21 protein-coding genes are annotated in these 19,956 nt (G+C 68.4%); 3 read left to right on the top strand and 18 right to left on the bottom strand.

Annotation, left to right across the window (positions count from 1 at the left end):
• From QZX62_RS02060 to QZX62_RS02070, 3 genes are all read right to left on the bottom strand, one after another.
• Positions 1–658, bottom strand: a 658-nt coding sequence (locus QZX62_RS02060) for a succinate dehydrogenase iron-sulfur subunit (RefSeq protein ID WP_294171761.1), incomplete at its 3' end; no start/stop codon positions are given.
• A 58-nt stretch (positions 659–716) separates the two neighbouring features.
• Entirely contained in the window at positions 717–1,178 is a 462-nt protein-coding gene (locus tag QZX62_RS02065; RefSeq protein ID WP_294171763.1) for a peroxiredoxin, read from the bottom strand.
• Positions 1,175–3,859 carry a bifunctional [glutamine synthetase] adenylyltransferase/[glutamine synthetase]-adenylyl-L-tyrosine phosphorylase gene (locus tag QZX62_RS02070; RefSeq protein ID WP_294171764.1) on the bottom strand — a complete coding sequence of 895 codons (2,685 nt, stop codon included), beginning with the start codon at positions 3,857–3,859 and terminating at the stop codon, positions 1,175–1,177. Before QZX62_RS02070 ends, QZX62_RS02065 begins: the two co-directional genes overlap by 4 nt.
• Positions 3,860–3,927: 68 nt before the next feature.
• On the opposite strand from QZX62_RS02070, the gene QZX62_RS02075 reads away from it, so the two are divergent.
• A complete protein-coding gene (locus QZX62_RS02075) occupies positions 3,928–4,110 on the top strand; it encodes a hypothetical protein (protein ID WP_294171765.1) in 183 nt (60 codons plus the stop codon).
• 86 nt (positions 4,111–4,196) lie between these two features.
• Here QZX62_RS02075 and QZX62_RS02080 read toward each other — a convergent pair whose 3' ends face one another.
• The 3 genes from QZX62_RS02080 to QZX62_RS02090 form a co-directional block, all read right to left on the bottom strand.
• Positions 4,197–4,835 carry a sigma-70 family RNA polymerase sigma factor gene (locus QZX62_RS02080; RefSeq protein WP_294171767.1) on the bottom strand — a complete coding sequence of 213 codons (639 nt, stop codon included), beginning with the start codon at positions 4,833–4,835 and terminating at the stop codon, positions 4,197–4,199.
• A gap of 81 nt (positions 4,836–4,916) precedes the next feature.
• A complete protein-coding gene (locus QZX62_RS02085) occupies positions 4,917–5,057 on the bottom strand; it encodes a hypothetical protein (protein WP_294171769.1) in 141 nt (46 codons plus the stop codon).
• 75 nt (positions 5,058–5,132) lie between these two features.
• Positions 5,133–5,936: a response regulator gene (locus tag QZX62_RS02090; RefSeq protein ID WP_294171771.1), complete on the bottom strand. Its 804-nt coding sequence runs from the start codon at positions 5,934–5,936 to the stop codon at positions 5,133–5,135.
• Positions 5,937–6,252: 316 nt separating this feature from the next.
• Here QZX62_RS02090 and QZX62_RS02095 point away from each other — a divergent pair, with 316 nt between their 5' ends.
• Together QZX62_RS02095 and QZX62_RS02100 are read left to right on the top strand one after the other, a co-directional pair.
• Positions 6,253–6,405 (top strand): NepR family anti-sigma factor, encoded by a 153-nt coding sequence (locus QZX62_RS02095; protein ID WP_294171773.1) that lies wholly within the window; start codon positions 6,253–6,255, stop codon positions 6,403–6,405.
• Positions 6,406–6,438: 33 nt separating this feature from the next.
• Positions 6,439–7,983, top strand: a complete 1,545-nt coding sequence (locus QZX62_RS02100; RefSeq protein ID WP_294171774.1) for a sensor histidine kinase — start codon at positions 6,439–6,441, stop codon at positions 7,981–7,983.
• Positions 7,984–8,084: 101 nt separating this feature from the next.
• Here the strand turns inward: QZX62_RS02100 and tatC are convergent, their stop codons facing one another.
• The 12 genes from tatC to QZX62_RS02160 form a co-directional block, all read right to left on the bottom strand.
• Complete coding sequence (gene tatC / locus QZX62_RS02105) at positions 8,085–8,924, bottom strand: twin-arginine translocase subunit TatC (RefSeq protein ID WP_294171776.1); 840 nt, start codon at positions 8,922–8,924, stop codon at positions 8,085–8,087.
• The gene (gene tatB / locus QZX62_RS02110) at positions 8,921–9,334 is read right to left on the bottom strand and encodes a Sec-independent protein translocase protein TatB (RefSeq protein ID WP_294171777.1); all 414 of its coding nucleotides are present in this window, start codon (positions 9,332–9,334) and stop codon (positions 8,921–8,923) included. The genes tatC and tatB overlap by 4 nt, the downstream gene beginning before the upstream one ends.
• A 15-nt stretch (positions 9,335–9,349) precedes the next feature.
• Positions 9,350–9,622, bottom strand: coding sequence for a twin-arginine translocase TatA/TatE family subunit (locus QZX62_RS02115; protein ID WP_294171779.1), 273 nt, complete (start codon positions 9,620–9,622; stop codon positions 9,350–9,352).
• Positions 9,623–9,701: 79 nt separating this feature from the next.
• The gene (gene nagZ / locus QZX62_RS02120; protein ID WP_294171780.1) at positions 9,702–10,709 is read right to left on the bottom strand and encodes a beta-N-acetylhexosaminidase; all 1,008 of its coding nucleotides are present in this window, start codon (positions 10,707–10,709) and stop codon (positions 9,702–9,704) included.
• Positions 10,710–10,712: 3 nt separating this feature from the next.
• On the bottom strand, positions 10,713–11,366 hold the full coding sequence (locus QZX62_RS02125; protein ID WP_294171781.1) for an SPOR domain-containing protein: 654 nt from the start codon (positions 11,364–11,366) through the stop codon (positions 10,713–10,715).
• Positions 11,366–12,085: a hypothetical protein gene (locus tag QZX62_RS02130; RefSeq protein ID WP_294171782.1), complete on the bottom strand. Its 720-nt coding sequence runs from the start codon at positions 12,083–12,085 to the stop codon at positions 11,366–11,368. Before QZX62_RS02130 ends, QZX62_RS02125 begins: the two co-directional genes overlap by 1 nt.
• A gap of 1 nt (position 12,086) precedes the next feature.
• Entirely contained in the window at positions 12,087–13,820 is a 1,734-nt protein-coding gene (argS, locus tag QZX62_RS02135; RefSeq protein WP_294171783.1) for an arginine--tRNA ligase, read from the bottom strand.
• A gap of 86 nt (positions 13,821–13,906) precedes the next feature.
• Positions 13,907–15,025 carry a hypothetical protein gene (locus tag QZX62_RS02140; protein ID WP_294171784.1) on the bottom strand — a complete coding sequence of 373 codons (1,119 nt, stop codon included), beginning with the start codon at positions 15,023–15,025 and terminating at the stop codon, positions 13,907–13,909.
• Positions 15,026–15,078: 53 nt separating this feature from the next.
• Positions 15,079–16,242, bottom strand: coding sequence for a deoxyguanosinetriphosphate triphosphohydrolase (locus tag QZX62_RS02145; protein WP_294171785.1), 1,164 nt, complete (start codon positions 16,240–16,242; stop codon positions 15,079–15,081).
• Complete coding sequence (locus tag QZX62_RS02150) at positions 16,239–17,570, bottom strand: SPOR domain-containing protein (RefSeq protein ID WP_294171787.1); 1,332 nt, start codon at positions 17,568–17,570, stop codon at positions 16,239–16,241. Before QZX62_RS02150 ends, QZX62_RS02145 begins: the two co-directional genes overlap by 4 nt.
• Positions 17,571–17,685: 115 nt before the next feature.
• Complete coding sequence (gene ftsZ / locus QZX62_RS02155; RefSeq protein WP_294171789.1) at positions 17,686–19,092, bottom strand: cell division protein FtsZ; 1,407 nt, start codon at positions 19,090–19,092, stop codon at positions 17,686–17,688.
• 160 nt (positions 19,093–19,252) lie between these two features.
• Positions 19,253–19,956, bottom strand: a 704-nt coding sequence (locus QZX62_RS02160; protein ID WP_294171791.1) for a cell division FtsA domain-containing protein, incomplete at its 5' end; no start/stop codon positions are given.

The following is a 19,956-nucleotide window of genomic DNA, read 5'->3' on the forward strand; positions in this document are numbered from 1 at the left end:
CCAGCTGGTCGAGCCGCTCGCCCGTCATCTCGTCGCGGCTGTCGGCGAGCCAGCGGTAGGCCTGGAGCAGGATCGCGGGGCCCAAGAAGCGGTCTCCGTTCCACCAATAGCTGGGGCAGCTGGTCGAGCAGCAGAAGCACAGAATGCACTCGTACAGGCCGTTGAGCTGCTCGCGGTCCTCGGGCGACTGCAGCCGCTCCTTGCCTGACGGCGCCGGGGTGGCGGTCTTCAGCCACGGCTGGATGGAGGCGTACTGCGCGTAAAGGTGGGTGAAGTCCGGAACCAGGTCCTTGACCACGTCGCAGTGCGGCAGCGGGGTGATGCGGACCTCGCCGGACACGTCCTCGATCGCGGTGGTGCAGGCCAGGCCATTGCGCCCGCCGATGTTCATCGAGCAGGAGCCGCAGATGCCCTCGCGGCAGGAGCGGCGGAAGGTCAGCGTCGGGTCGATCTCGTTCTTGATCTTGATGAGCGCGTCCAGGACCATCGGCCCAGTCTCGGCCAGGTTCACCTCATAGGTATCGTAGCGCGGGTTGGCGCCGCTGTCGGGATCGTAGCGGTAGACCTTGAACGACTTAATCTTGTCGCGCGGACCCTCGGCCTTGAAGGTCCGGCCCTTGGTGATCTTGCTGTTCTTGGGAAGCGTGAACTCGGCCATCTTCAATCCTGTAGTGCTCCGCCGCGAGATAGGCGCGAGATGCCCTCTTCGCCAGCCCCTACGTCACAAGCTCCCCAACGTTACGCAGGACTTCCTGGGCATGGCCCGGCACCTTCACCTTGCGCCACATTTTCAGCACCGTGCCGTCACCGTTGATCAGGTAGGTCGCGCGCTCCATGCCCATGTACTTGCGGCCGTACATCGACTTCTCGACCCAGGTGCCGAACGCTTCGCTGATCCGCCCATCCTCGTCGGAGGCGAGCGGGATGGTGAGTTCGTACTTGGCAGTGAACTTGTCATGGCTCTTCTGGGGATCGCGGGACACGCCGACGACCTTGACGCCGGCCGCGGCGAACTCGTCCGCCAACGCGGTGAAGTCCTGCGCTTCCCGCGTGCAGCCAGAGGTGTCGTCCTTGGGGTAGAAATAGAGCACCAGCGGCCGTCCAGGCGAGGCGAGGTCGATCGTCTCGCCACCTGCCTGCAGCATTGCCGCCGGTGCCGTGTCGCCTTGTCCGATCATATGCCCTCCTGCACCTGGCTCCATAGCCGGCCAATCCTTTGCCGGGCGATGTCGTGCGCCGCAAGCAGACCGTCCCACCCCTCGCGCCCACACAGCCGGGCGAGCAGCTGGCGCGACTGCGGCTCGGGCTCCGTGCCGGTTGGCGCAATCAGGCGAAGGCACACCAGAATCCGGCTGAGCAGGCGCAAGTCGGGATCGACCGAGCTATTCAACAGGCCATGCTTCACCAGCTCTGCGATCGCGACCTCCAGCCGCGGGTCCAAGGCGGTGCCGTGGCTCAACTGCAGTGTGTGCACCGCAAATTCCAGGTCGACCAGTCCGCCCGGCCCGAGCTTGATGTCGAGCGGACCCGCAGCGGGCTTGTGCCGTGCCATGTCCGCCCGCATCGCGGCGGCGTCACGGCGCACAGCTTGGGGATCATGGGGCGAGCGAAGAACGCTGCAAACCAGGTCGCGCAGCTTTCCCTTGCCAGCCGGCGATCCGAACAAGGGCCGGGCACGGCACAATGCCATATGCTCCCAGGTCCAGGCTTCGCTCCGCTGGTAGGCCTCGAACCCGGCGATGCTGACGGCCAGCATGCCCTCCTCCCCCTGCGGCCGGAGGCGCGTGTCAACTTCGTAAAGCGGCCCGGCCGCGGTCGGCACGCTGAGCGCCGCCAGCACCCGCCGGGCCAGGCGGTTGTAGTAGTCGGCAGGGGTGAGCGGCTTCGCCCCGTCCGAGCGCACGCCGTCGGGCGCATCGTAAAGGAAGATGAGGTCGAGGTCGGAGGCGTGGGTCAGCGCCCGCCCGCCGAAGCGGCCGAGCGCGAGGACCAGCAGCTCGCCGTTGGACAAGCGGCCGTGCGCCGCCGCGAAGTCCGCCTCGGCACCGGAGGCCAGCGCCACCAGCGCGCCTTCGGCGATGTCGCTATAGCCTTCGGCGATCGCGATCGGGTCGCGGTGTCCGGAGATGAGCTGCACCCCAAGCGCGAACCGCCGCTCGTTGATCAATCGCCGGGCACGGTCGAGCGCCTGATCGTAGGGCAGCCCGGCGACCGCGGCGCCCAGCTGCTCGCCGAACTGCTCGGCCGATGGGGGCAGCGCGAAGCTGGAGGCGTCGACCAAGCCGTCGAGCAGGTCGGGCCGCCGCGCCAGCTGATCGGCCAGCGCCGGCGCATGGCTGAGGATCGTCGCCAGCAGCTCGCCCAGGTCCGGGCGGGCGGCGACCAACCGATAAAGGTTGATGCCGCTCGATAGCCGCTCGGTAAGGTCGCTGAAGCGGTTCAGCGCGCGGCTTTGGTCCGGTCCTCCGCCGATTGCCTGCATCAGCGCAGGCAGCATGGCTTCCAGCGCGTTGCGCGCGGCGGTCGAGCGGGTCGAGCGGGCGCGGCCGGAGCGCAGCTCGGCGATGCGGGCAGCGGCGCCTTCGGGATCGCCGAAGCCGAACGCCGCCAGCTCGCGGCGGAGCACCGTGGGGTCGTTCGACAGGCGGCCTGCCCGATCGTCGGCAAGTTCGCCGAACAACCGCTCGGCCTCCCCAACATGCGGGCGCAGGCCGGCGATCAGCGCCGCACCGTCCGCCAGGCCATGCAGCCGCGCGACCCCGTCCAGCGCGGCGGGATCAGTGGGCAGCAGGTGGGTCTGAGCATCGGCAATCATCTGCACACGGTGCTCGATCGTCCGCAGCTGCCGGTAGGCTTCGGCCAGGGCGCGTGCGTCCGGCTCGGGGAGCCTGCCCGCCCCAGCCAATGCGAACAGTGCGTCGAGCGTCGCCGGCGCGCGCAGGGCCGGGTCGCGGCCGGCATGGATCAGCTGCTGAATTTGCGCGAAGAACTCGACTTCGCGGATGCCCCCGCGCCCGCGCTTGAGGTCGTAGCCGGGTCCGAGCAGCTGGCCCTGGCCGTAATGGTCGCGGATGCGGGTGGAGATGTCGCGGATTTCGTCGACTACTCCGAAGTCGAGCGAGCGCCGCCATACGAAGGGCTGGATGGCGTGGAGGAACCGCTCGCCCAGCGCCACGTCGCCGGCGCACGGACGCGCGCGGATGAAGGCCGCCCGCTCCCACGGCAGCGCCGAGCTTTCGTAATGGGAGATGGCAGCGTCGACGCTGAGCGCGACCGGCGTGACCTCGGGCGAGGGGCGCAGGCGCATGTCGACCCGGACCACATAACCATCGGCGGTGCGGGCTTGCAGCAGCTCGATCATCCGCTGGCCGTAGCGGACCGCGGCCTGCCCCGGCTCGTCCCGCCCGCGCCTCGGCAATGTCTCAGGATCGAACAGCAGGATGAGGTCCACGTCCGACGAATAGTTGAGCTCGCCGCTGCCGAGCTTGCCGAGCGCCAGCACGGTGAGCCCCGCAAACTCCGCGTCCGGAAGCCGCTCGGCCACCGCCCTGCGCAGGGCCTCGTCGATCGCGCGGTCCGCGAATTGCGACAGGGTGGCGGTGACAGCTTCCAGGGTCAACTCGCCCGACAGATCGCCCAGCGCAGTGACCAGCGCCAGCCCCAGCCGCTCGCGCCGAAGGCGTTGCGCAGTGTCCCCGACGCAGGTCCGGGTGAGCGCGAGCGCCGGCCCAGGCCCCTCGGCCACGAAGGCTTGGACGAGCTCCGGCCGAAGCTCGGCGGCGGCCCGCAGAAACGGCGAATGGCACCGCGCACGGCGCAGCGCGTCGTCGCGATTCTGATGCGGATCGGCAACATCCATGAGGCGGTTCAATGCTCCAACGGCTCGCTCCGCGAAACCTGTTGGAGTGCCGGGCGTTCTATAACCAAATGAATTCCGACCTTAACAACAAGGCGGCAGCGGAAGTTGGATCGATGGATCGGCGTATAATCCGGGTCGAGCTTCCCCCTGCACATGCCGGTGTAACCGCAGCATTGCGGCGAGCCTTTGCGGCGGTGCCGGGCGGAAGCGACGACCGCCAGTTCGAGGACCTGCTCGCCCGGCTCGGGTGAACCGGCGAGATAGATTGCGCGGGCCTTGAAGGGGTCTTGGCAGCATTCCTCCACTGGGAACGCCGCTGAGGCAGTCGCGAAGATTCTTAGTTCCGCTCCTTGGACAGGTCGTCCACTTCGCCCATGATTTGCGCCAACGCCGAGCTGTTGGGATCGGTTTTGTGCTGCCGCCGCGACGGCAGCTTGCCGCCGGACAGCAGCTGTTCCAGCGCAACCCGCCCTCGGGCCACCCGGCTCTTGATCGTGCCGACCGCGCAGCCGCAGATGTCGGCCGCTTCTTCGTAGGCGAACCCGCCCGCCCCGACCAGGATGAGGGCCTCACGTTGCGGCTGCGGCAGGTGCATCAACGCGCGCTGCATGTCGCCAAGCTCGACGTGCCGGTCCTGGCTGGCGGGCGCGGCCAGCAGCTTCGACGCCGTGATCTCGTCCCATTCGCCCTTGAACCGAGCCCGGCGCATCTGGCTGAGGAAGAGGTTGCGCAGGATGATGAAAGTCCAGGCGCGCATGTTAGTGCCGGCCTGAAAGCGCTTGCGCGCGGCCCAGGCTTTGAGCAGCGTTTCCTGCACCAGATCGTCCGCCAGGTCGCGGCTGCCGCTTAGCGAGCGGCCGAATGCACGGAGGTGCGGGATGACTTGGGCCAACTGGTCCTTGAACTCGGGGTCCGATAGCGGAACGAGTTCAACGCGCACGGCATCGTCCGCTTCTTCGTTATCTTCGCTGCTCACCGAACCCCCGCCGTTTGTAGCGCCGAACCGGCGCACGGCCTGCACGTCTGCTGTCGACCTTGTTCTCGCGTTTATAGGTCTTCAGCCGGCGACGAACAAGATGATGGCGAAGATCAGGATGACCAGACCGAGCCCGCCGATCAGCGCGACGCGCGCCACATGGGGCGTGGTTCCGGCCCGCGCTTCAGTGCCGGTCAGATGTTCCGGCGTGTCGTCAGCCATTGCGTAAGTATCCCAAGATCAGTTTGGTTGGCCAACGCTACGGCAAGGATCGAAGTTCCGTGTCCGTTCCGCCGCTTAACCAGCTGGAACGGTGGCCGCGTCGAAGAACAGCGCCTGGGCGATGGCCGCCTTGACCGTCGCGCGCTGAAAGGGCTTGGTGATCAGGAAGGTCGGCTCCGGGCGGGTGCCGGTGAGGAGACGCTCGGGGAAGGCGGTGATGAAGATCACCGGCACCGAGAACTCGGCCAGGATGTCCCGCACGGCATCGATGCCGCTACTGTCGTCGGCCAGCTGGATATCGGCCAGAACCAGCCCCGGTGGGTGCGCCCGTGCCTGCGCCACCGCCTCGTCACGCGTCACCGCCACGCTGGTGACGTTGTGGCCAAGGTCGCGAACGATGGTTTCGATGTCCATCGCGATGATCGGCTCATCCTCGATAATCAGCACGTCGGCGAGCGTCTGCCGCTCGATCTCGTCCATCGCTTCGGACACCAGATTGTCGACTTCCTGCGGACTGGCGCCGATCAGATAGCCCGCGTCATTGGCCGAGAAACCTTCCAAAGCGGTCAGCAGCAAGGCCTGCCGCGACAACGGCGTGATCCGCGACAGGCGCGCTTGGGCAATGCCTTCCGGGCCGGCGAAGCCGTCGCCGTCCGGCTCATCGCCTTCCTCGATATTGGCGGTGGACCAGATCGCGTGAAAGGTCTTGTAGAGCCCCAGCCGCGGCTCGACTTCGCGCGGGAAGCTCTCGGGCGAGGCAACGATCGCCTCCAGGGCCGCGCGCACAAAGGCATCTCCGTGCGTCTGACTACCGGTCAGGGCCCGCGCATAACGGCGCAAGAAGGGCAGATGAGGCGCTAGTTCCTGGCCAAGCGACATGGTTGTGCGTTGCTCCCTTGAATCGTCCGGCCCTATTGGAAGCGCTTGGACCAATGTGCAACCCTGCCGCGGAGGGCGCGGGGACGTTGCGGGCCGGCCTTGTCCCTCCGCAAGAAAGTCGGAACAAAGCTCTTGCCCTATGGTTTGAAGCGCGGGCAGTGGTGGGCGAAGATAAGTCGCCCGCAGGACTCTGGGGTGGGAACTGAAGTGTGCAACGTTTCAACGAACCGCTAACCAATTGGTATCACGACTGCGCGGGCGTGAGGGGGACGAGAGGTTGAGTGCTGATATTTCGTCGGAGGCCTTGCGCTCAGACATGGACCGACCGGGCAAGCCGCCAAGCAACAAGCAGAACAAGGGTGAGCAGGCGCCGGGCGACCTGGGACGGGCTCTCAAGACTGTGTACGACGAAACGCTTCGTGAGGATGTCCCGGCCGATTTCCTCGACCTTCTCGACAAGCTCGGCTGACGTTCGGCAAGCCGGCGCAAGTTCCGCCGCCCGATGACCGAAGCTCCCAACTGGTTCCAACGCCTGCCCACCACCGGCAAGTTGCTGGTGATCCTGTCTGCGGCCATTCTGCCCTTGGGCCTGGTGCTCGCCTGGGCCGCCGCCAGCGGCATCAACCGCGCCAACGATGCGCTGATCGCCCATGCCGAGGATCAGGGCCGCGCGGCCACCCGATCGGTGGAAAGCCTGATCGCTCGCAACGCCCTCGCACTGCAGATCGCCGCGGGCGCCGCACTGCGCCAGCCGCGCGAACAGCCCTGCACCTACGCTGCCCAAGCGCTCGAAACCTCCCCGGCAGTGGCGCGCAACTTCTCCCTTCGTGGCCCGGACGGCACCATGTTGTGCACTCATGGCGACTTCAGGCAGCAGCGGGTCGATCTGCTGGTGCCCCCGGGCCAGATCCTGCTGTGGATCTCGGCGGGCGGGAGCGCGCTCTACTACCGAGTGGGCGTGGTTGGAGGAGCAGCTACGGGCGCCCTGTCGCGGGAAGAATTGCGTGACGCTGCGCGTCAGGGCGGAAATGATGTCGAGAGTGTCGTACTCCGCGACAACCGCAGCGAGCTGAAACTGATCGGCAACCAACGCGGTCGGACCGGTCAAGCAACCGAAGTGGTGGAGCGCGAACACCCGGTCGCCGGCGGTCAGCTCATCGCGGCCACCCGGGTGGCCATCGACCGGGTGCAGGCGATGGATCGGCTGATCATCCTGCTGCCCCTGCTGATGTGGATCCTGGCCGCCCTGCTGAGCTGGTTCCTGGTCAGCCGCTTCCTCATTCGCCCGCTGCGCCGCATGCAGCAGGCAGTCGGCTCCTACGATCCCGGCACCTCCCCCCTGGTCCTGCCCGACCGGCTCGGGTCGGCGGTGGAGATCCGCGACCTTGGGCAGTCGTTTGCCCGGGCAGTTGAGCGGATCGAGCACTCCGAGCATCAGATGGCAGGTGCGCTGGAGGGACAGCGCAAGTTGGTGCGCGAGGTTCATCACCGCGTAAAGAACAACCTTCAGGTGATCGCCAGCCTGCTCAACATCCACGGACGCAGCGCCGGCACGCCCGACGCGCGGGAGGCTTATGCGTCCATCGGCCGCCGGGTCGATGCGCTGGCCGTGGTGCACCGCAACCATTATGCCGAGCTTGAGGAGAACCGCGGAATCGCGCTGCGCCCATTGCTCAACGAACTCGCCGCGTCCCTCCGCGGCAGCGCCCCGGACACAGCGCGGGGGCTGAACATCGACCTGGACCTGGAAAGCGTCAACGCCACGCAGGACGCGGCGGTGGCGATCGCCTTTCTGGTGACGGAGATCGTCGAGTTTGCGATGCTCAATCGTCCCACCGACGCCGTTGAGCTCAGCCTTCACCGCTCGGGCGAGCGGACCGCCCGCTTCAGCGTGTCAAGCGCCGTGCTCAACCCGGAGTCCGCGAACGATCCGGACCGCCGTCAATTCGAACGGATCATCGGCGGTTTGGCCAAACAGCTCCGTTCCAGCCTGGACCGGTCGGTCGGGCGATACAGCGTTGAATTACCCGTATTTCCGGCCAGCTGAAAATATCTGAAAAAAGTACAAGAGCCCGGGAACCTAACGGCGGCGAGCCACGTTCTGCTCTTCGGATAGTGACCTTTTGCCCCCCCGCTCTCGCTATCCGCTTACATGGGCCCGGAACCGTCAACCCTCCCCCCCCCCGGTGACGTTTCCGGGCCCACTTGTGTCTGGGGCACATCCTTCTTCTTCGCATCAGCGGCAGCTCGCCGGGCGGCGCGCCAGTGGGTTAGCCTGATCGCCAGAATCGAACTTTCGTAGAGCAGCCATAGCGGGATCGCGAGCATGAACTGCGAGACCACGTCGGGCGGCGTCAGCACCGCCGCGATCGCGAAGGCGCCGACGATCGCGTAGCGGCGCTTGGCGGCAAGCTGCTCCCGCGTAACCAGCCCCGCGCGCTCCAGCAGCATCAGCAGGACTGGCAGCAGAAAGGCGACTCCGAAGCCGAACAGGAAGCGGGTTACGAAGGACAGGTAGTTGCCGACTGCCGGCAATGCTTCCTGCTGCACGCCGCCGACGTTGCCCTCGAAGCCCAGCAGGAAGTGCAGGGCCCAAGGCATGGCCACGTAGTAGGCGAAGGCCGCACCGCCCCCAAAGAACACCGGCGTCATCAAGAGAAAGGGCAGCACCGCCCACTTCTCCTTCGTGTAGAGACCGGGCGCGACAAACCGCCAGATCTGGGTCGCAAAGACCGGAAAGCACAACATCAGCGCCGCGAACAGCGCCACCTTCACCTCCGCGAAAAAGGCCTCGAACACGTCGGTATAGATGAGCCGCCCCTGCCCGGCTGCGAGCAGCGGCCGCACCAAGACCCCGAAGATCGGCTTCGCGAAGTAAAGGCAGAGAAAGAAGGCGGCGACCAGCGCGGCCAGGCTGATCAGGAGGCGGCGGCGAAGCTCGGTCAGATGCTCCAGCAGCGGCTGCTTGGTGTCGTTGATGTCGCTCACGGCAACGGGCGGTGCGAGTTGTCCGGTGGTCCGAGCGGCAGCTGCGGTTCATCGTTCGATGTGGGTGCTGAGGCCGGAGCCCCGTAGCCGTCCTCGGCGACCATGCTCCCTTCCGGCAAGGGGGTGCCAGCGTGCGCCCCGGTGCTTAGGTCCGCCCCCGGGTAAGGCAGTGCGGCCGGATAGTCGCGCATGATCCGCTCATTCTCCTCGCGCCACTTTTTCTCCATCTCCTCCAGCTCGGCTTCGCGCATCATGTTCTCGATGCCGGCGGTGAAGTGGCGCGCGTGTCCGCGAACCCGGCCGACCCAGCGGCCGACGGTGCGCATGGCGACCGGCAGGTCCTTGGGGCCAATGAAGATCAGCGCGGCGATTGCCACGATGAACAGCTCGAGGCTGTCAACGCCGAACATGCGGCGGCTCTGGGGCTAGCGGGGCTGACTGTCGACTGGCGGAGGCGGCGCCACCGGATCCTCGGCGCGCGGATTGGGGACCACGTCGATCGGCCGCTCGTGGCTGTTCAGCCGCCGCTGCTCCTCCAACCGCCGCTTGGCCTCCTCGTCGTCGTCCGCCATGCCCGTCTTGAAGCTCTTCAGCCCCTTGGCCACGTCGCCCATCATCGCCGAAAAGCGGTTGCCGCCGAACAGCAGCAGGATGACAATCCCAAGGATGATCCAATGAACGAGGCTGAAGCTGCCCATGCCCGTAAACTCCGCAAACCGTTTCTTTATCTAGTCTTCTTTCGCCGCGCTTACCAGTTGCAGCTGTTGCCGCGCCCAATCACACCAGCGCCAGCAGCTCGTCGCGCTTTGCCGCAGCCTCCGTGAAGGCGGGGCCATCGTCCTCGATCATCGTGCCCGCCATCGCCCGGCCCAGCCGGGATTCGGCATCGGGCGTGAGGGCGCCGACGTGCCGCGCCACGTCCAGCATCTCGTCGAACTTGCCCGTGCAGTGCAGCGTGCAGTCGCAACCCGCCGCCAGCGCCGCGGCCGAGCGCTCGCCAGGGCTGCCGGACAGCGCCTCCATCCCGATATCGTCCGTCATCAGGAAACCATGGAAGCCGATGCGCCCACGGATGATCTCGTCGATCACGACCGGCGACTGGCTCGACGGCCGCGCGCCGTCCCATGCTTGGAAAAGGATGTGCGCGACCATGCCCATCGGCGCTTCGCGCAGCCGTTCGAACGGCTCCAGGTCGATCTCCAGCTCCTCGGCCGAGGCGTTCACCACCGGCAGCTCCTTGTGGCTGTCGACCAGCGCGCGGCCGTGGCCGGGCATGTGCTTGACCACCCCGATCACCCCCGCCGACGCCATTCCGTCCAGTACCGCCCGGCCGAGCGCCGCGACCTGCATCGGCTCGCCGCCATAAGCCCGGTCGCCGACGATGTCCGTTGCTCCTGGCTGCCGCACGTCAAGCATCGGCAGGCAGTTCACGTTGACGCCGGCGCCCTGCAGCATCAGGCCGAGTGCCCGAGCGTTCATCCGCGCTGCCTCGATCGCCGACATGGGTGCGAGCCGATACAGCCGGTCGAAAGCCTCGCCAGCGGGAAAGGGCGGCCACTCCGGCGGCCGCATCCGGGCGACCCGCCCACCCTCCTGATCTATCAGGATCGGCAGGTCCGCCCGCCCATGCAGGCCGCGCAGCGTGTCCGTCAGCCGGCGCAGCTGCTGCCGGTCCGCGCAGTTGCGCTTGAACAGGATGTAGCCCGCCGGGTCCACGTCGTCGAAAAAGGCCCGCTCGTCGTCCGTCAGTTCGAGGCCGGCCAGCCCATAAATCGCCGCCTGCATGAGCTAGCGGACCACGAAGCAGTTCTCGCCCGCCACCTTGAGCAGCTGGCAGGTGCGCTGCGCTTCCGCCGGGGAGGCGGCGGCCGCGCGCAGGCGGTAGCCCGTGGAGCCGTTCACGGCATAGGGCACCACCAGCTTGTTCAAGCCCGCCACCGCCGGGAAGCGTCCGGACAAGGCGGTCCAGCCCGCCTCGGCCTGGGCTTGGTTCTCGTAGGCGCCGAGCTGGATGGTGCTGCCTGTCGCACCGATGGGCTCGGCCGGAGCGACCGGCTGCGGCTGACCCTCCGCGACCTGTGGCGCCTGGGGCTGCGTCCGCGCAATCGGCTCTTCGGCAACGGCGCTGAGGTCGAGCTCCGCATCGGTTTCTTCCCCTGCGCCGGTTGCGTAGGCCGTGCCGCTCTCCCCCGCGACGTCGAGGCCGCCCGGGTCAGCCGGCTTAACCTTGTAAGGACCCGGTTCGGCGCGGATCAGCTCGGGCGCGCCCGAGGCCCCCGGCCGGCCCTGCCGTCCGAGCCAGAAGAGCGTTCCGGCGACCAGCGCGGCCGCCAGCAGCACCACTGCGATCGCCGCCAGCATCTTGCGCGCGGACAGCCGCGGAGCGTCGTTCTCGTTTTCCACCGCTTCAAGCCAGGGGAAGCTCTCACTGTTCGCGTTCATCAATACACCACTACGCAACTCTGCCGCACGCCTTCAAGCTGCTGGCAGATGACGACGCTCTGCGCCTGGGATGCCGTTGCCAGCTGCAGACGGTACATCCGCGTCGGCTTGCCATCCGTTGAGCGCACTTCGATGGGCGAAATCAAGCGCGGCTTGCTCGCGAGGTAAGGAAAGCGCTTCACCGCCGCGCGCCAGGCGAAATCCGCCTGCACCCGCGTCGGATACGCCCCCAGCTGCACGATCCGCCCGCGCACCACGGGCTGCACGGGGAGCGGGGGCAGCGGCGCGGGAGCGGCGACGGTCTCGGCTTCGGCAGGGTCGCCGTCGGCTACGGGCTCCGGCTCGCTCCGGTTGTTCGCGCCGGCCGAGGGCCTCGCCGGCACACGCCGCAGGGTCCGCGGCTCGGGCGCCTCGGCCTTCGGTTCGGCCGTTAGTTCGTCGCCCGCCGTGATATCGCTCACGGAAGGAATGTTCGGGGCGTCGGGCGCCGGCTGCGCTTCTGGCAGGATGATTTCGGACGCTCCGGGAGCCGCCGCTTCGGGCTGCGCCTGCCGCGTGCCGAGCCAGTAAGCGCCCGTTCCGACACCCAGCAGCGCGACCGCCCCGGCCAGCCACGCCCATGGCGCGGCCTTGCGCCGACGCTCGGCCGGCGGCGGCGGCGTGCGCGGCACCTCGGTCAGCCAGGGGAGCCGGTCCGAAGCCGTGAGCCGCTGGGCCATGTCAGCGCATCTCCTCCGCGGCTTCCACTCCCATGAGCTTCAGGCCGCCTCGCACTATCTGCTGGATTGCGCGGGCAAGCTCAAGCCGCGCACGGCTGAGATCCGGCTGATCTTCCAACAGAAAGCGCCGGGCAGGATCGTCGTTGCCGCGGTTCCACAGCGCGTGAAACGCCGCGGCGAGGTCGTAAAGGTAGAAGGCGATGCGGTGGGGCTCGTGCGCGCCCGCGGCGCTTTCGAGCACGCGCGGGTACTGGGCGGCGAGCTTGACCAGAGCCAGCTCCTCCTCGTCGAGCAGCGACAGGTCGGCAGGCGCGGAGGTATCGGCCCCGGCTTCCGCCGCCTTGCGCCGCAAGCTGGCAATCCGCGCGTGCGCGTACTGGACGTAGAAGACCGGGTTGTCCTTGGACGCTTCCACCACCTTGGCAAAGTCGAAGTCGAGCGGCGTGTCCGCGCGCTTGGTCAGCATCATGAAGCGGACCACGTCCTTGCCGACCTCCTCGACCACCTCGGCGAGCGTAACGAAGCGGCCCGACCGCTTGCTCATCTTCACCGGCTCGCCGGCGCGGAACAGGCGGACCATGTTGACCAGCTTGACGTCGAGGCCGACGCGGCCGTCGGTCAGCGCCCGCACCGCCGCCTGGATGCGCTTCACGGTCCCGGCATGGTCCGCGCCCCAGATGTTGACGAGGTGGTCCGCGCTTTCCGCCTTCTGCAGGTGATAGGCCGCGTCCGCGCCGAAATAGGTCCAACTGCCGTCCGACTTCTTGAGCGGGCGGTCCTGATCGTCTCCGAACTCGGTGGAACGGAACAGCGTCAGGTTGACCGCCTCCCACTCGTCAGCCTCGGACAGGCTCTTGGGCCGTTCGAGCTGGCCCTGGTACACCAGCTCCTTGGCGCGGAGCAGCTCGGCGGCGCGGTCGGGCGCGCCGGACGCCTGCAACTCCGCTTCGGACGCGAAGCGGTCGTGATGGATGCCGAGCAGGCCCAGGTCGTGGCGGATCAGCTCCAGCATCGCGGCGACGGTGCGCTGCTTGAACAAGGGCAGCCACTCGGCTTCGGGCTCATTCGCGTAGCGGCCGCCGAACTCGGCGGCGAACGCCACCGCGACCGGCTTAAGATAATCGCCGGGGTACAGCCCTTCCGGGATCTCGCCGATGTCGTCGCCGAGTGCCTCGCGGTAGCGGAGGTGGGCTGAGCGGGCGAGCGTATCGACTTGGCTGCCGGCGTCGTTGACGTAATATTCGCGGGTGACCCGGTAGCCCGCCGCTTCGAGCAGGCTGGCCAGCGCGTCGCCGACCACCGCCCCGCGGCAATGACCCATGTGCATCGGCCCGGTCGGATTGGCCGAGACATACTCGACATTCACCCGCTCGCCCCGGCCGATGTTCGACAGCCCGTAATCGTCGCCGTTTCGCAGAATGGCAGTCAGCTCTTCGCGCCAGAGATCCGGAGAAAGCCGCAGGTTGATGAACCCGGGTCCCGCGATCTCCACGGCGGTCACTCCGGGCAGCGCTTCCAGCTTCGGCGCAATCGCGCCCGCCAGTGCCCGCGGGTTGGTGCGCGCCGCCTTGGCCAGCACCATTGCAGCGTTAGTCGCGAGGTCGCCATGGCTCGGGTCACGCGGCGGCTCAACCGCGACTGCACGCCTATCGAGCGCCGGCGGAAGCTCGCCTGCTGCCGCGAGTTCGTCCAGGACGCCATTCAGAAATGCGGAAAAACGCGCGTAAAGGCTCAACTGAAATCACCGAGCAGGAGAAAGCCCCCATTCTAGCTCAGGCGAGCGGTGACGTCACGTCCCGACAGGCTCCGCTGGCAGTTCCCTCAGCGGACCTCGGATCCGGTATCCAGGTCGATCAATCGTCCGAGCCGAGCCGAGCCGCGTGCGCCGGGCAGCGCGTACGGTGCTTGGCCGACCAGCTCGGGCCGAAAAGAGGGCGCGGGCTCCGGCCCACTCGCCCGCTCCACGCGGATGGCCGTCTGAGCGCAGGGGGCAACGCCAACCGCATCCGGCAAGGCTTCGGTCAGCCGCAACCGCTGCCCTCTCTGCGGTTCGAACAGCAGGTCCTCCGCCAGCACCCGTGCGCCGCCGCCGGCAACTATCCCAGAACTCCCGCCCATGCTGCCGGCGCCACGCCGCCGCGGACTGAAACGCAGGCGGTTCTGCGCCGCATGCACGAAAGCGCTGCCCGAGACGCGGGGATGCCGCTGCCCAGTCCGGTCGAAGCTGTTGCGGAACAGGGTCAGCTTGATGGCGGGCGGACCGCCGCACACGCCGCCTACCCCGCCGTCCACCAGGATCGCCTTGTCATGGTCGCTAAGCGCGTTGCCGGAGATCGTCACTCGCATCGTTCGGCCCTCCGGGCGGGTCACGTCGACCAGCCCGTCCTTGCAGGCGCGGATCCGATTGTTGGCGATCCAGATGCGGTCGGCGCCGTGGCTCACCGTCACGCAGTCGCCATCGACCGGGCCGCCGGCCTGAGTCATCTGCATCCGCGCAAGCACCACGTTGGCGACCCCGCGCAAGTGGAACAGGGAACCACGGCCGACGCCCACCAGCTGCGGCTCGGCGCAACCGCCGTCCACCGTAATGTTGGAACCGGGCCGGAGCGGCGCCTGGACCCGGATGATCCGGCGGTGCAATTCGGGCGCGAAGCTGACCCAACCGCCGCCAGCCTCGCTTGCCGCCTTGAGGGCCGAGCGGAGGGTGCCAGGCTGGGTGCCGTCGTCTGCTCGCCAGACGAGGTATTGGCGCCGGCCGAGCCCACCGCGTGTCCCGGCAACCGCGGCAAAGCCGGCCATCCGCCGGTAAAAGTCCGCATCGATCACCCGCCCATCGCGCGTGAGCACGGCGGCGCAGCGGTTCGCCGCGGCGCTGGCGGAGGTGTCTGGAGCATGGGAGCCGAGCACGGCGGCGAGCAGCGATAAGGTGGCCTGCAGCATGGTGGGTAGGTTAGGAGCGCATATCTGAACGGCTCGTTACGGAACAAGAACAGTCAGAACTTGTTCGGCAGCTCGACCGGGCCGACCAGCTCCTGGTGCCGCTTGATAGCGAACGGATCGGTCATGCCGGCGATGTAGTCGCCGATGTTGCGGGCCCGCTCGGCGTCCTCCGCGCAGTCGCGGCACCAGGCGTCGGGCAGCAGCCGCGGCTCGGCGAGGTAGGCGGCGGCGAGGTTGGCGATCACCCGCTGCGCTTCGGCGCGCACCGGCTGCAGGGTGTCGGCATTGTACAGCCGCCGGTAAAGGAAGCGCTTGAGATCGCGCTCCTCCGCTGCCAGCTCCTGCGACAGGCCGGCCAGCGGCTCGCCCGCGGTGCGGACCTCGTCCAGCGATTGCACGCCCGAGCGCTCCACCCGCCGACGCGTCTCCTCCAGCAGGTCGCCGACCATGGTGCCGATCTGGTCGCGCACCAGCGCCTTGAGCTTGCGCTCAACGCCAAGGTCGGGATGGCGCCGCCCGATCGCTGCCCAGTGCCGGGCGACGAACGGTTGCTCCAGCAGCTCGTCCAGCTGCAGCACGCCTGCGCGCAGGCCATCGTCAATGTCGTGGTTATCGTAGGCGATGTCGTCGCTCAAGGCCGCGACCTGCGCTTCCAGGCTGGGCCAGCTGGAGAGCTCCAGGCCGATCGCGGCGTCGGCTTCGGCCAGCGCCCAGTCCGGCTCCGCGACTGGGCCGTTATGCTTGGCCAATCCCTCCAGCGTCTCCCAGGTCAGGTTGAGGCCGTCGAAGTCCGGGTAAGGCGTCTCCAGCCAGGTGACCAGGCGCAGGGTATGGCCGTTGTGGTCGAACCCGCCCCACTGCGCCAACGCGGCGTCCAGCGCATCCTCGCCCGCATGGCCGAATGGCGGGTGGCCCAGGTCGTGCGCCAGGCAGAGGGCTTCGGTCAGGTCCTCGTTGAGGCCGAGCGCGCGTGCGATCGTCCGGCCGATCTGAGCGACCTCCAGGCTGTGGGTCAGGCGGACGCGATAATGGTCGCCGTCGGGTGCGACGAACACCTGCGTCTTGTGGCGCAGCCGGCGAAAGGCGACCGAGTGGATGATCCGGTCGCGGTCGCGCTGGAACAGGTCGCGGGGCCCGCGCGGCGCATCCTCATGCTCGGAATGGCAGCGGCCGCGAGAGCGATCCGGGCGGGCGGCCAACGCCGCCGGCAGGGTCATTGCGCCGGAAGCTTGCGAACCGATTGACCGGGAGCGCTGGTCCACTGGGACGCGTCAACATCGACGGATGCCAGGTCGTCCGCAAAGGTCTCGGCATCGGCCGCGCTCTTGAACGGGCCGACCAGCAGGCGCGCACGGTCGGGCTCCTCCGCGACGAAGCCGTTCAGTCCTTCAAAGACGTCCCGGTGGCGCGATGCCAGGCGACGGAACTGGTCGGGCAAGCTGCCGGGGTTGCGACCGCTGGCCAGTTGCACCCAGAACCGGCGGCGCGCCGGAGCGGCGGCGGCACGCGGCGTGGCTGAAGCGACGCGCACCGAGGATGGCGGAGGCGTGTTGTTGCTGGCTTGTGGCGCAGCGGTGGTCGGAGTGGGCGGCGCAAGCAAGCGGTCGATGTCGGCCAGCCGGTCGCCGCGGGGTTGCGGGGTAATGGTCACGGGTGCCGCACTGATCGAGTAGCTCGGGCCCGGGTAGCTCGGGGCCCGATTGCTTGGGACCGAGTAGGTCGGCTGCGAATAGCTTGGTGGAGCGTAGCCCGGGACCGGAGTGTTCAGCGCCAGCGTCGCGCCGCTGCCGGGCATCACGCCAAGGTGCACGGCCGCGGCCTTGTCGACGGGCCGCAGGCTCGCCAGCCGCCGCAGAAACGGGTCCATGGTTCCGGCCAGGCCGGGCAGCGCGCCGCTGACTGCGCTGCGGGCGCCGTCAACGTCGCCGGTCAACGCCAGCACAAAGGCGCGGGCGCGGATCGCCCCGCGATCGCGGCGGGCCAGCAACGGATCGAGCGTCGTCAGCGCCTCCAGCCGCTTGCCGCTGATCGCCAGGCTGAGCGCCAACCGGCGCCGCGCCTCGTCGCGGTCGATGCCGCCGAGCACCAGCCGATAGTCGGCTTGCGCCCGCTCCTGCTGGCCCAACAGGTCGAACGCCAGTCCGCGCTCCAGGGCCAGCGCCGGGGCCGACGCGCCCAGCCGCTCCGCCTGGGCAAAGGCCTGCAGCGCGGACGCCGGCTCCATCATCTGCAACAGAGCGGCGCCCTGCCCGATCTTGGGGACCCAGCTGCGCGGGTTGATCTCATCGGCGCGGCCATAGAAGCCCACCGCCGCTTCCACGTCGCCGGTGTCGAGCGCCGCCTTCCCCGCGCCAACCAGCGCCTGGTAGTTGCGCGGGTCAATCGCCAGCAGCCGGACGTAGCGGGCGAGAGCGGCGTGCGGGCTTTCGGCATAGCCGGGCACCGGCGCGAGTGGCGGCGGTGGCGCGCTACCGCCGATATACTGGGCGCCCGCCGCGGCGGGCAGAGCCATCGCAGCCGACGCAATGAGAAGCCTGCGGATCATCGCCGTGCCCATGCCGCGCAACAGCTTGCCAGAAGCTTGCCAGACGGTCCGGGTAACGGCGGGCCGTGAACGGCAGAAGGTGAGCCGTTGCCGCACGGGCAGTGGCCGTCCCGCGTTACTGATTATTCTGCCGGTTGAGGAAACGCGGGATGTCCAGCGGCTCGCGGCGGACGCTCGGGGCAGGCTGCGGGTCTTCGACCTTGCCGGCGCCGCGGGCGATGTTGCTCATCCGCTCGAACAGCGTGCCGCTGTCCCGCTGCTGCCGCGGGCGAGCCGCGGGCTCCTCCTCGGCGACCGGCGGAGCGATCGGCGGCGTGCCGACCGGGCTGGTCAGGATGTCGTCGCTATCGAGCAGCAGCTCGTCCGAAGCACCATCGGCTGCGCTAAGGTCGAGCGGCTCGGCCGCTGGAGCTTGAGCGATCGGCGGCTTTGGCGCCGCCGGCGCGGGCGCAGCGGCGCGAGGAGTGGCGGCCGGAGCGATGGCAGGAGCAGCCCCGCCGCGGGCGCCAGGAAAGGCGAACACCTTGCTGGCGTTCGCCGCAGGCTTGCTGGCCTCTTCTGCCTCGATGCCGGTGGCGACCACCGACACGCGGATGCGGCCTTCCAGCTCGTTGTTGAAGGCCGAGCCCCAGATGATGTTGGCGTCGGGGTCGACCAGTTCCTTGATGTGGCTGGCGGCCTCGTCGACCTCCATCAGGCGCATGTCCTCGCCGCCGACGATCGACACGATCACGCCCTTGGCGCCGCGCATCGACACGCCATCGAGCAGCGGGTTGCTGATCGCCTTCTCCGCCGCCTCGATCGCGCGGTTCTCGCCGGAGGCTTCGCCGGTGCCCATCATCGCCTTGCCCATCTCCCCCATCACCGCACGGACGTCGGCGAAGTCGAGGTTGATAAGGCCGGGCATGACCATCAGGTCGGTGATGCCGCGCACGCCCTGCTGCAGCACCTCGTCGGCCATCTCGAACGCTTCCTTGAAGGTCGTGTCGGAGTTGGCAAGGCGGAACAGGTTCTGGTTGGGGATCACGATCAGCGTGTCGACGTGGCTCTGCAGCTCGTCGATGCCCGACTCGGCGGCGCGGGCGCGGCGGGCGCCCTCGAACGCGAACGGCTTGGTCACTACGCCGACCGTCAGGATGCCGCGGTCGCGCGCGGCCTTGGCGATCACCGGGGCCGCGCCCGTGCCCGTGCCGCCGCCCATGCCGGCCGCGATGAAGCACATGTGCGCGCCGTCCAGCGAGCGCTCGAGGTCCTCGATCGTTTCCTCGGCGGCGGCGCGTCCGATCTCCGGCCGCGAACCTGCGCCGAGTCCCTGCGTGATCTTGGGCCCGAGCTGGATGCGGCGGTCGGCCAGGCTGTGGTTCAGCGCCTGCGCGTCCGTGTTGGCGACCAGGAAGTCGACGCCCTGCACGTCGCGGCGAATCATGTTGGCGATGGCGTTGCCCCCCGCACCGCCAACCCCGATCACGCTGATCCGCGGCCGCAGTTCGTCAACGGCCGGTCGAATGAAATCGATGCTCATGGCTGATCCCCCACTGACGCGCCTAGCGCGTTGAACCCTCGGGACGAATCTATGAGTCAGCAGGGTCCGCCGCACAAGGGCAAAGTTAAGACCCGAGGCAAAAAGACGGCAAAGCGTGGCGGCCCGGACTCACAGTGATTCAGAGTGGGACAGACCGGCCTTAGTAGCCGCCCTTCATCGCCGCCATCAGCCGTCCCACGAGACCCTGCGCGGGCTTGCGCTTGGCGGTGACGTCCCCGAGCGCGATGTCGCGAATGTCGCCGCTGCCGCCGCTCGCCAGCATGGCCAAGCCGACCAAAGTGGCAAAGCCTGGGCCGCTGTGCGCGTCGGGCAGGCCGGTGATCCCCTTGGGCCAGCCGACCCGCACCGCCCGGCCGAGCACGCCCTGCATATAGTCCGCGATGTTGGTGAGCTCCGCCCCGCCGCCCGTCAGCACCACCTGCCGCCCGACCGCGCCACCGAAGCCCAGGCCCTTGAGGCCGGCGTCGATTTCCGCGGTGATCTGCTCCACCCGCTGGCGGATCACCGCCATCAGCTGCGCCCGGCTGATCCTGGTCGGCTCCGCGCCCTCGTCAGCCCCGATCGCCTGCGCTTCGATGGTCTCGTGATTGTCGCGCGGCGACGTCATCGCCGAGCCATGGAAGCACTTGATCCGCTCGGCATCGCGGCGGCGCACGCCAAAGGCGGAGGCGATGTCGTCGGTGATGTCCTTGGCGCCGAGCGGAATGGAGCGGAGTCCGACCAGCATGCCGCCCATGTGCAGCGACACGTTGGTGACCTCCGCACCGAGCTCGATCAGCGCTACTCCGAGCTGGCGTTCCTCCTCGCTCAGGCAGGCCAGCGCCGACACGACCGGCGAGGCCA

Source organism: uncultured Sphingomonas sp. (assembly GCF_902806265.1).
Classification (GTDB): domain Bacteria; phylum Pseudomonadota; class Alphaproteobacteria; order Sphingomonadales; family Sphingomonadaceae; genus Sphingomicrobium.

Excerpts from the sequence above, each read along its gene's own strand:
- QZX62_RS02065 (WP_294171763.1), bottom strand. The coding sequence starts at position 1,178 with ATGATCGGACAAGGCGACACGGCACCGGCGGCAATGCTGCAGGCAGGT.
- QZX62_RS02070 (WP_294171764.1), bottom strand. The coding sequence starts at position 3,859 with ATGGATGTTGCCGATCCGCATCAGAATCGCGACGACGCGCTGCGCCGT.
- QZX62_RS02075 (WP_294171765.1), top strand. The coding sequence starts at position 3,928 with ATGAATTCCGACCTTAACAACAAGGCGGCAGCGGAAGTTGGATCGATG.
- QZX62_RS02085 (WP_294171769.1), bottom strand. The coding sequence starts at position 5,057 with ATGGCTGACGACACGCCGGAACATCTGACCGGCACTGAAGCGCGGGCC.
- QZX62_RS02090 (WP_294171771.1), bottom strand. The coding sequence starts at position 5,936 with ATGTCGCTTGGCCAGGAACTAGCGCCTCATCTGCCCTTCTTGCGCCGT.
- QZX62_RS02095 (WP_294171773.1), top strand. The coding sequence starts at position 6,253 with ATGGACCGACCGGGCAAGCCGCCAAGCAACAAGCAGAACAAGGGTGAG.
- QZX62_RS02100 (WP_294171774.1), top strand. The coding sequence starts at position 6,439 with ATGACCGAAGCTCCCAACTGGTTCCAACGCCTGCCCACCACCGGCAAG.
- tatB (WP_294171777.1), bottom strand. The coding sequence starts at position 9,334 with ATGTTCGGCGTTGACAGCCTCGAGCTGTTCATCGTGGCAATCGCCGCG.
- QZX62_RS02115 (WP_294171779.1), bottom strand. The coding sequence starts at position 9,622 with ATGGGCAGCTTCAGCCTCGTTCATTGGATCATCCTTGGGATTGTCATC.
- nagZ (WP_294171780.1), bottom strand. The coding sequence starts at position 10,709 with ATGCAGGCGGCGATTTATGGGCTGGCCGGCCTCGAACTGACGGACGAC.
- QZX62_RS02125 (WP_294171781.1), bottom strand. The coding sequence starts at position 11,366 with ATGAACGCGAACAGTGAGAGCTTCCCCTGGCTTGAAGCGGTGGAAAAC.
- QZX62_RS02130 (WP_294171782.1), bottom strand. The coding sequence starts at position 12,085 with ATGGCCCAGCGGCTCACGGCTTCGGACCGGCTCCCCTGGCTGACCGAG.
- QZX62_RS02140 (WP_294171784.1), bottom strand. The coding sequence starts at position 15,025 with ATGCTGCAGGCCACCTTATCGCTGCTCGCCGCCGTGCTCGGCTCCCAT.
- QZX62_RS02145 (WP_294171785.1), bottom strand. The coding sequence starts at position 16,242 with ATGACCCTGCCGGCGGCGTTGGCCGCCCGCCCGGATCGCTCTCGCGGC.
- QZX62_RS02150 (WP_294171787.1), bottom strand. The coding sequence starts at position 17,570 with ATGATCCGCAGGCTTCTCATTGCGTCGGCTGCGATGGCTCTGCCCGCC.
- ftsZ (WP_294171789.1), bottom strand. The coding sequence starts at position 19,092 with ATGAGCATCGATTTCATTCGACCGGCCGTTGACGAACTGCGGCCGCGG.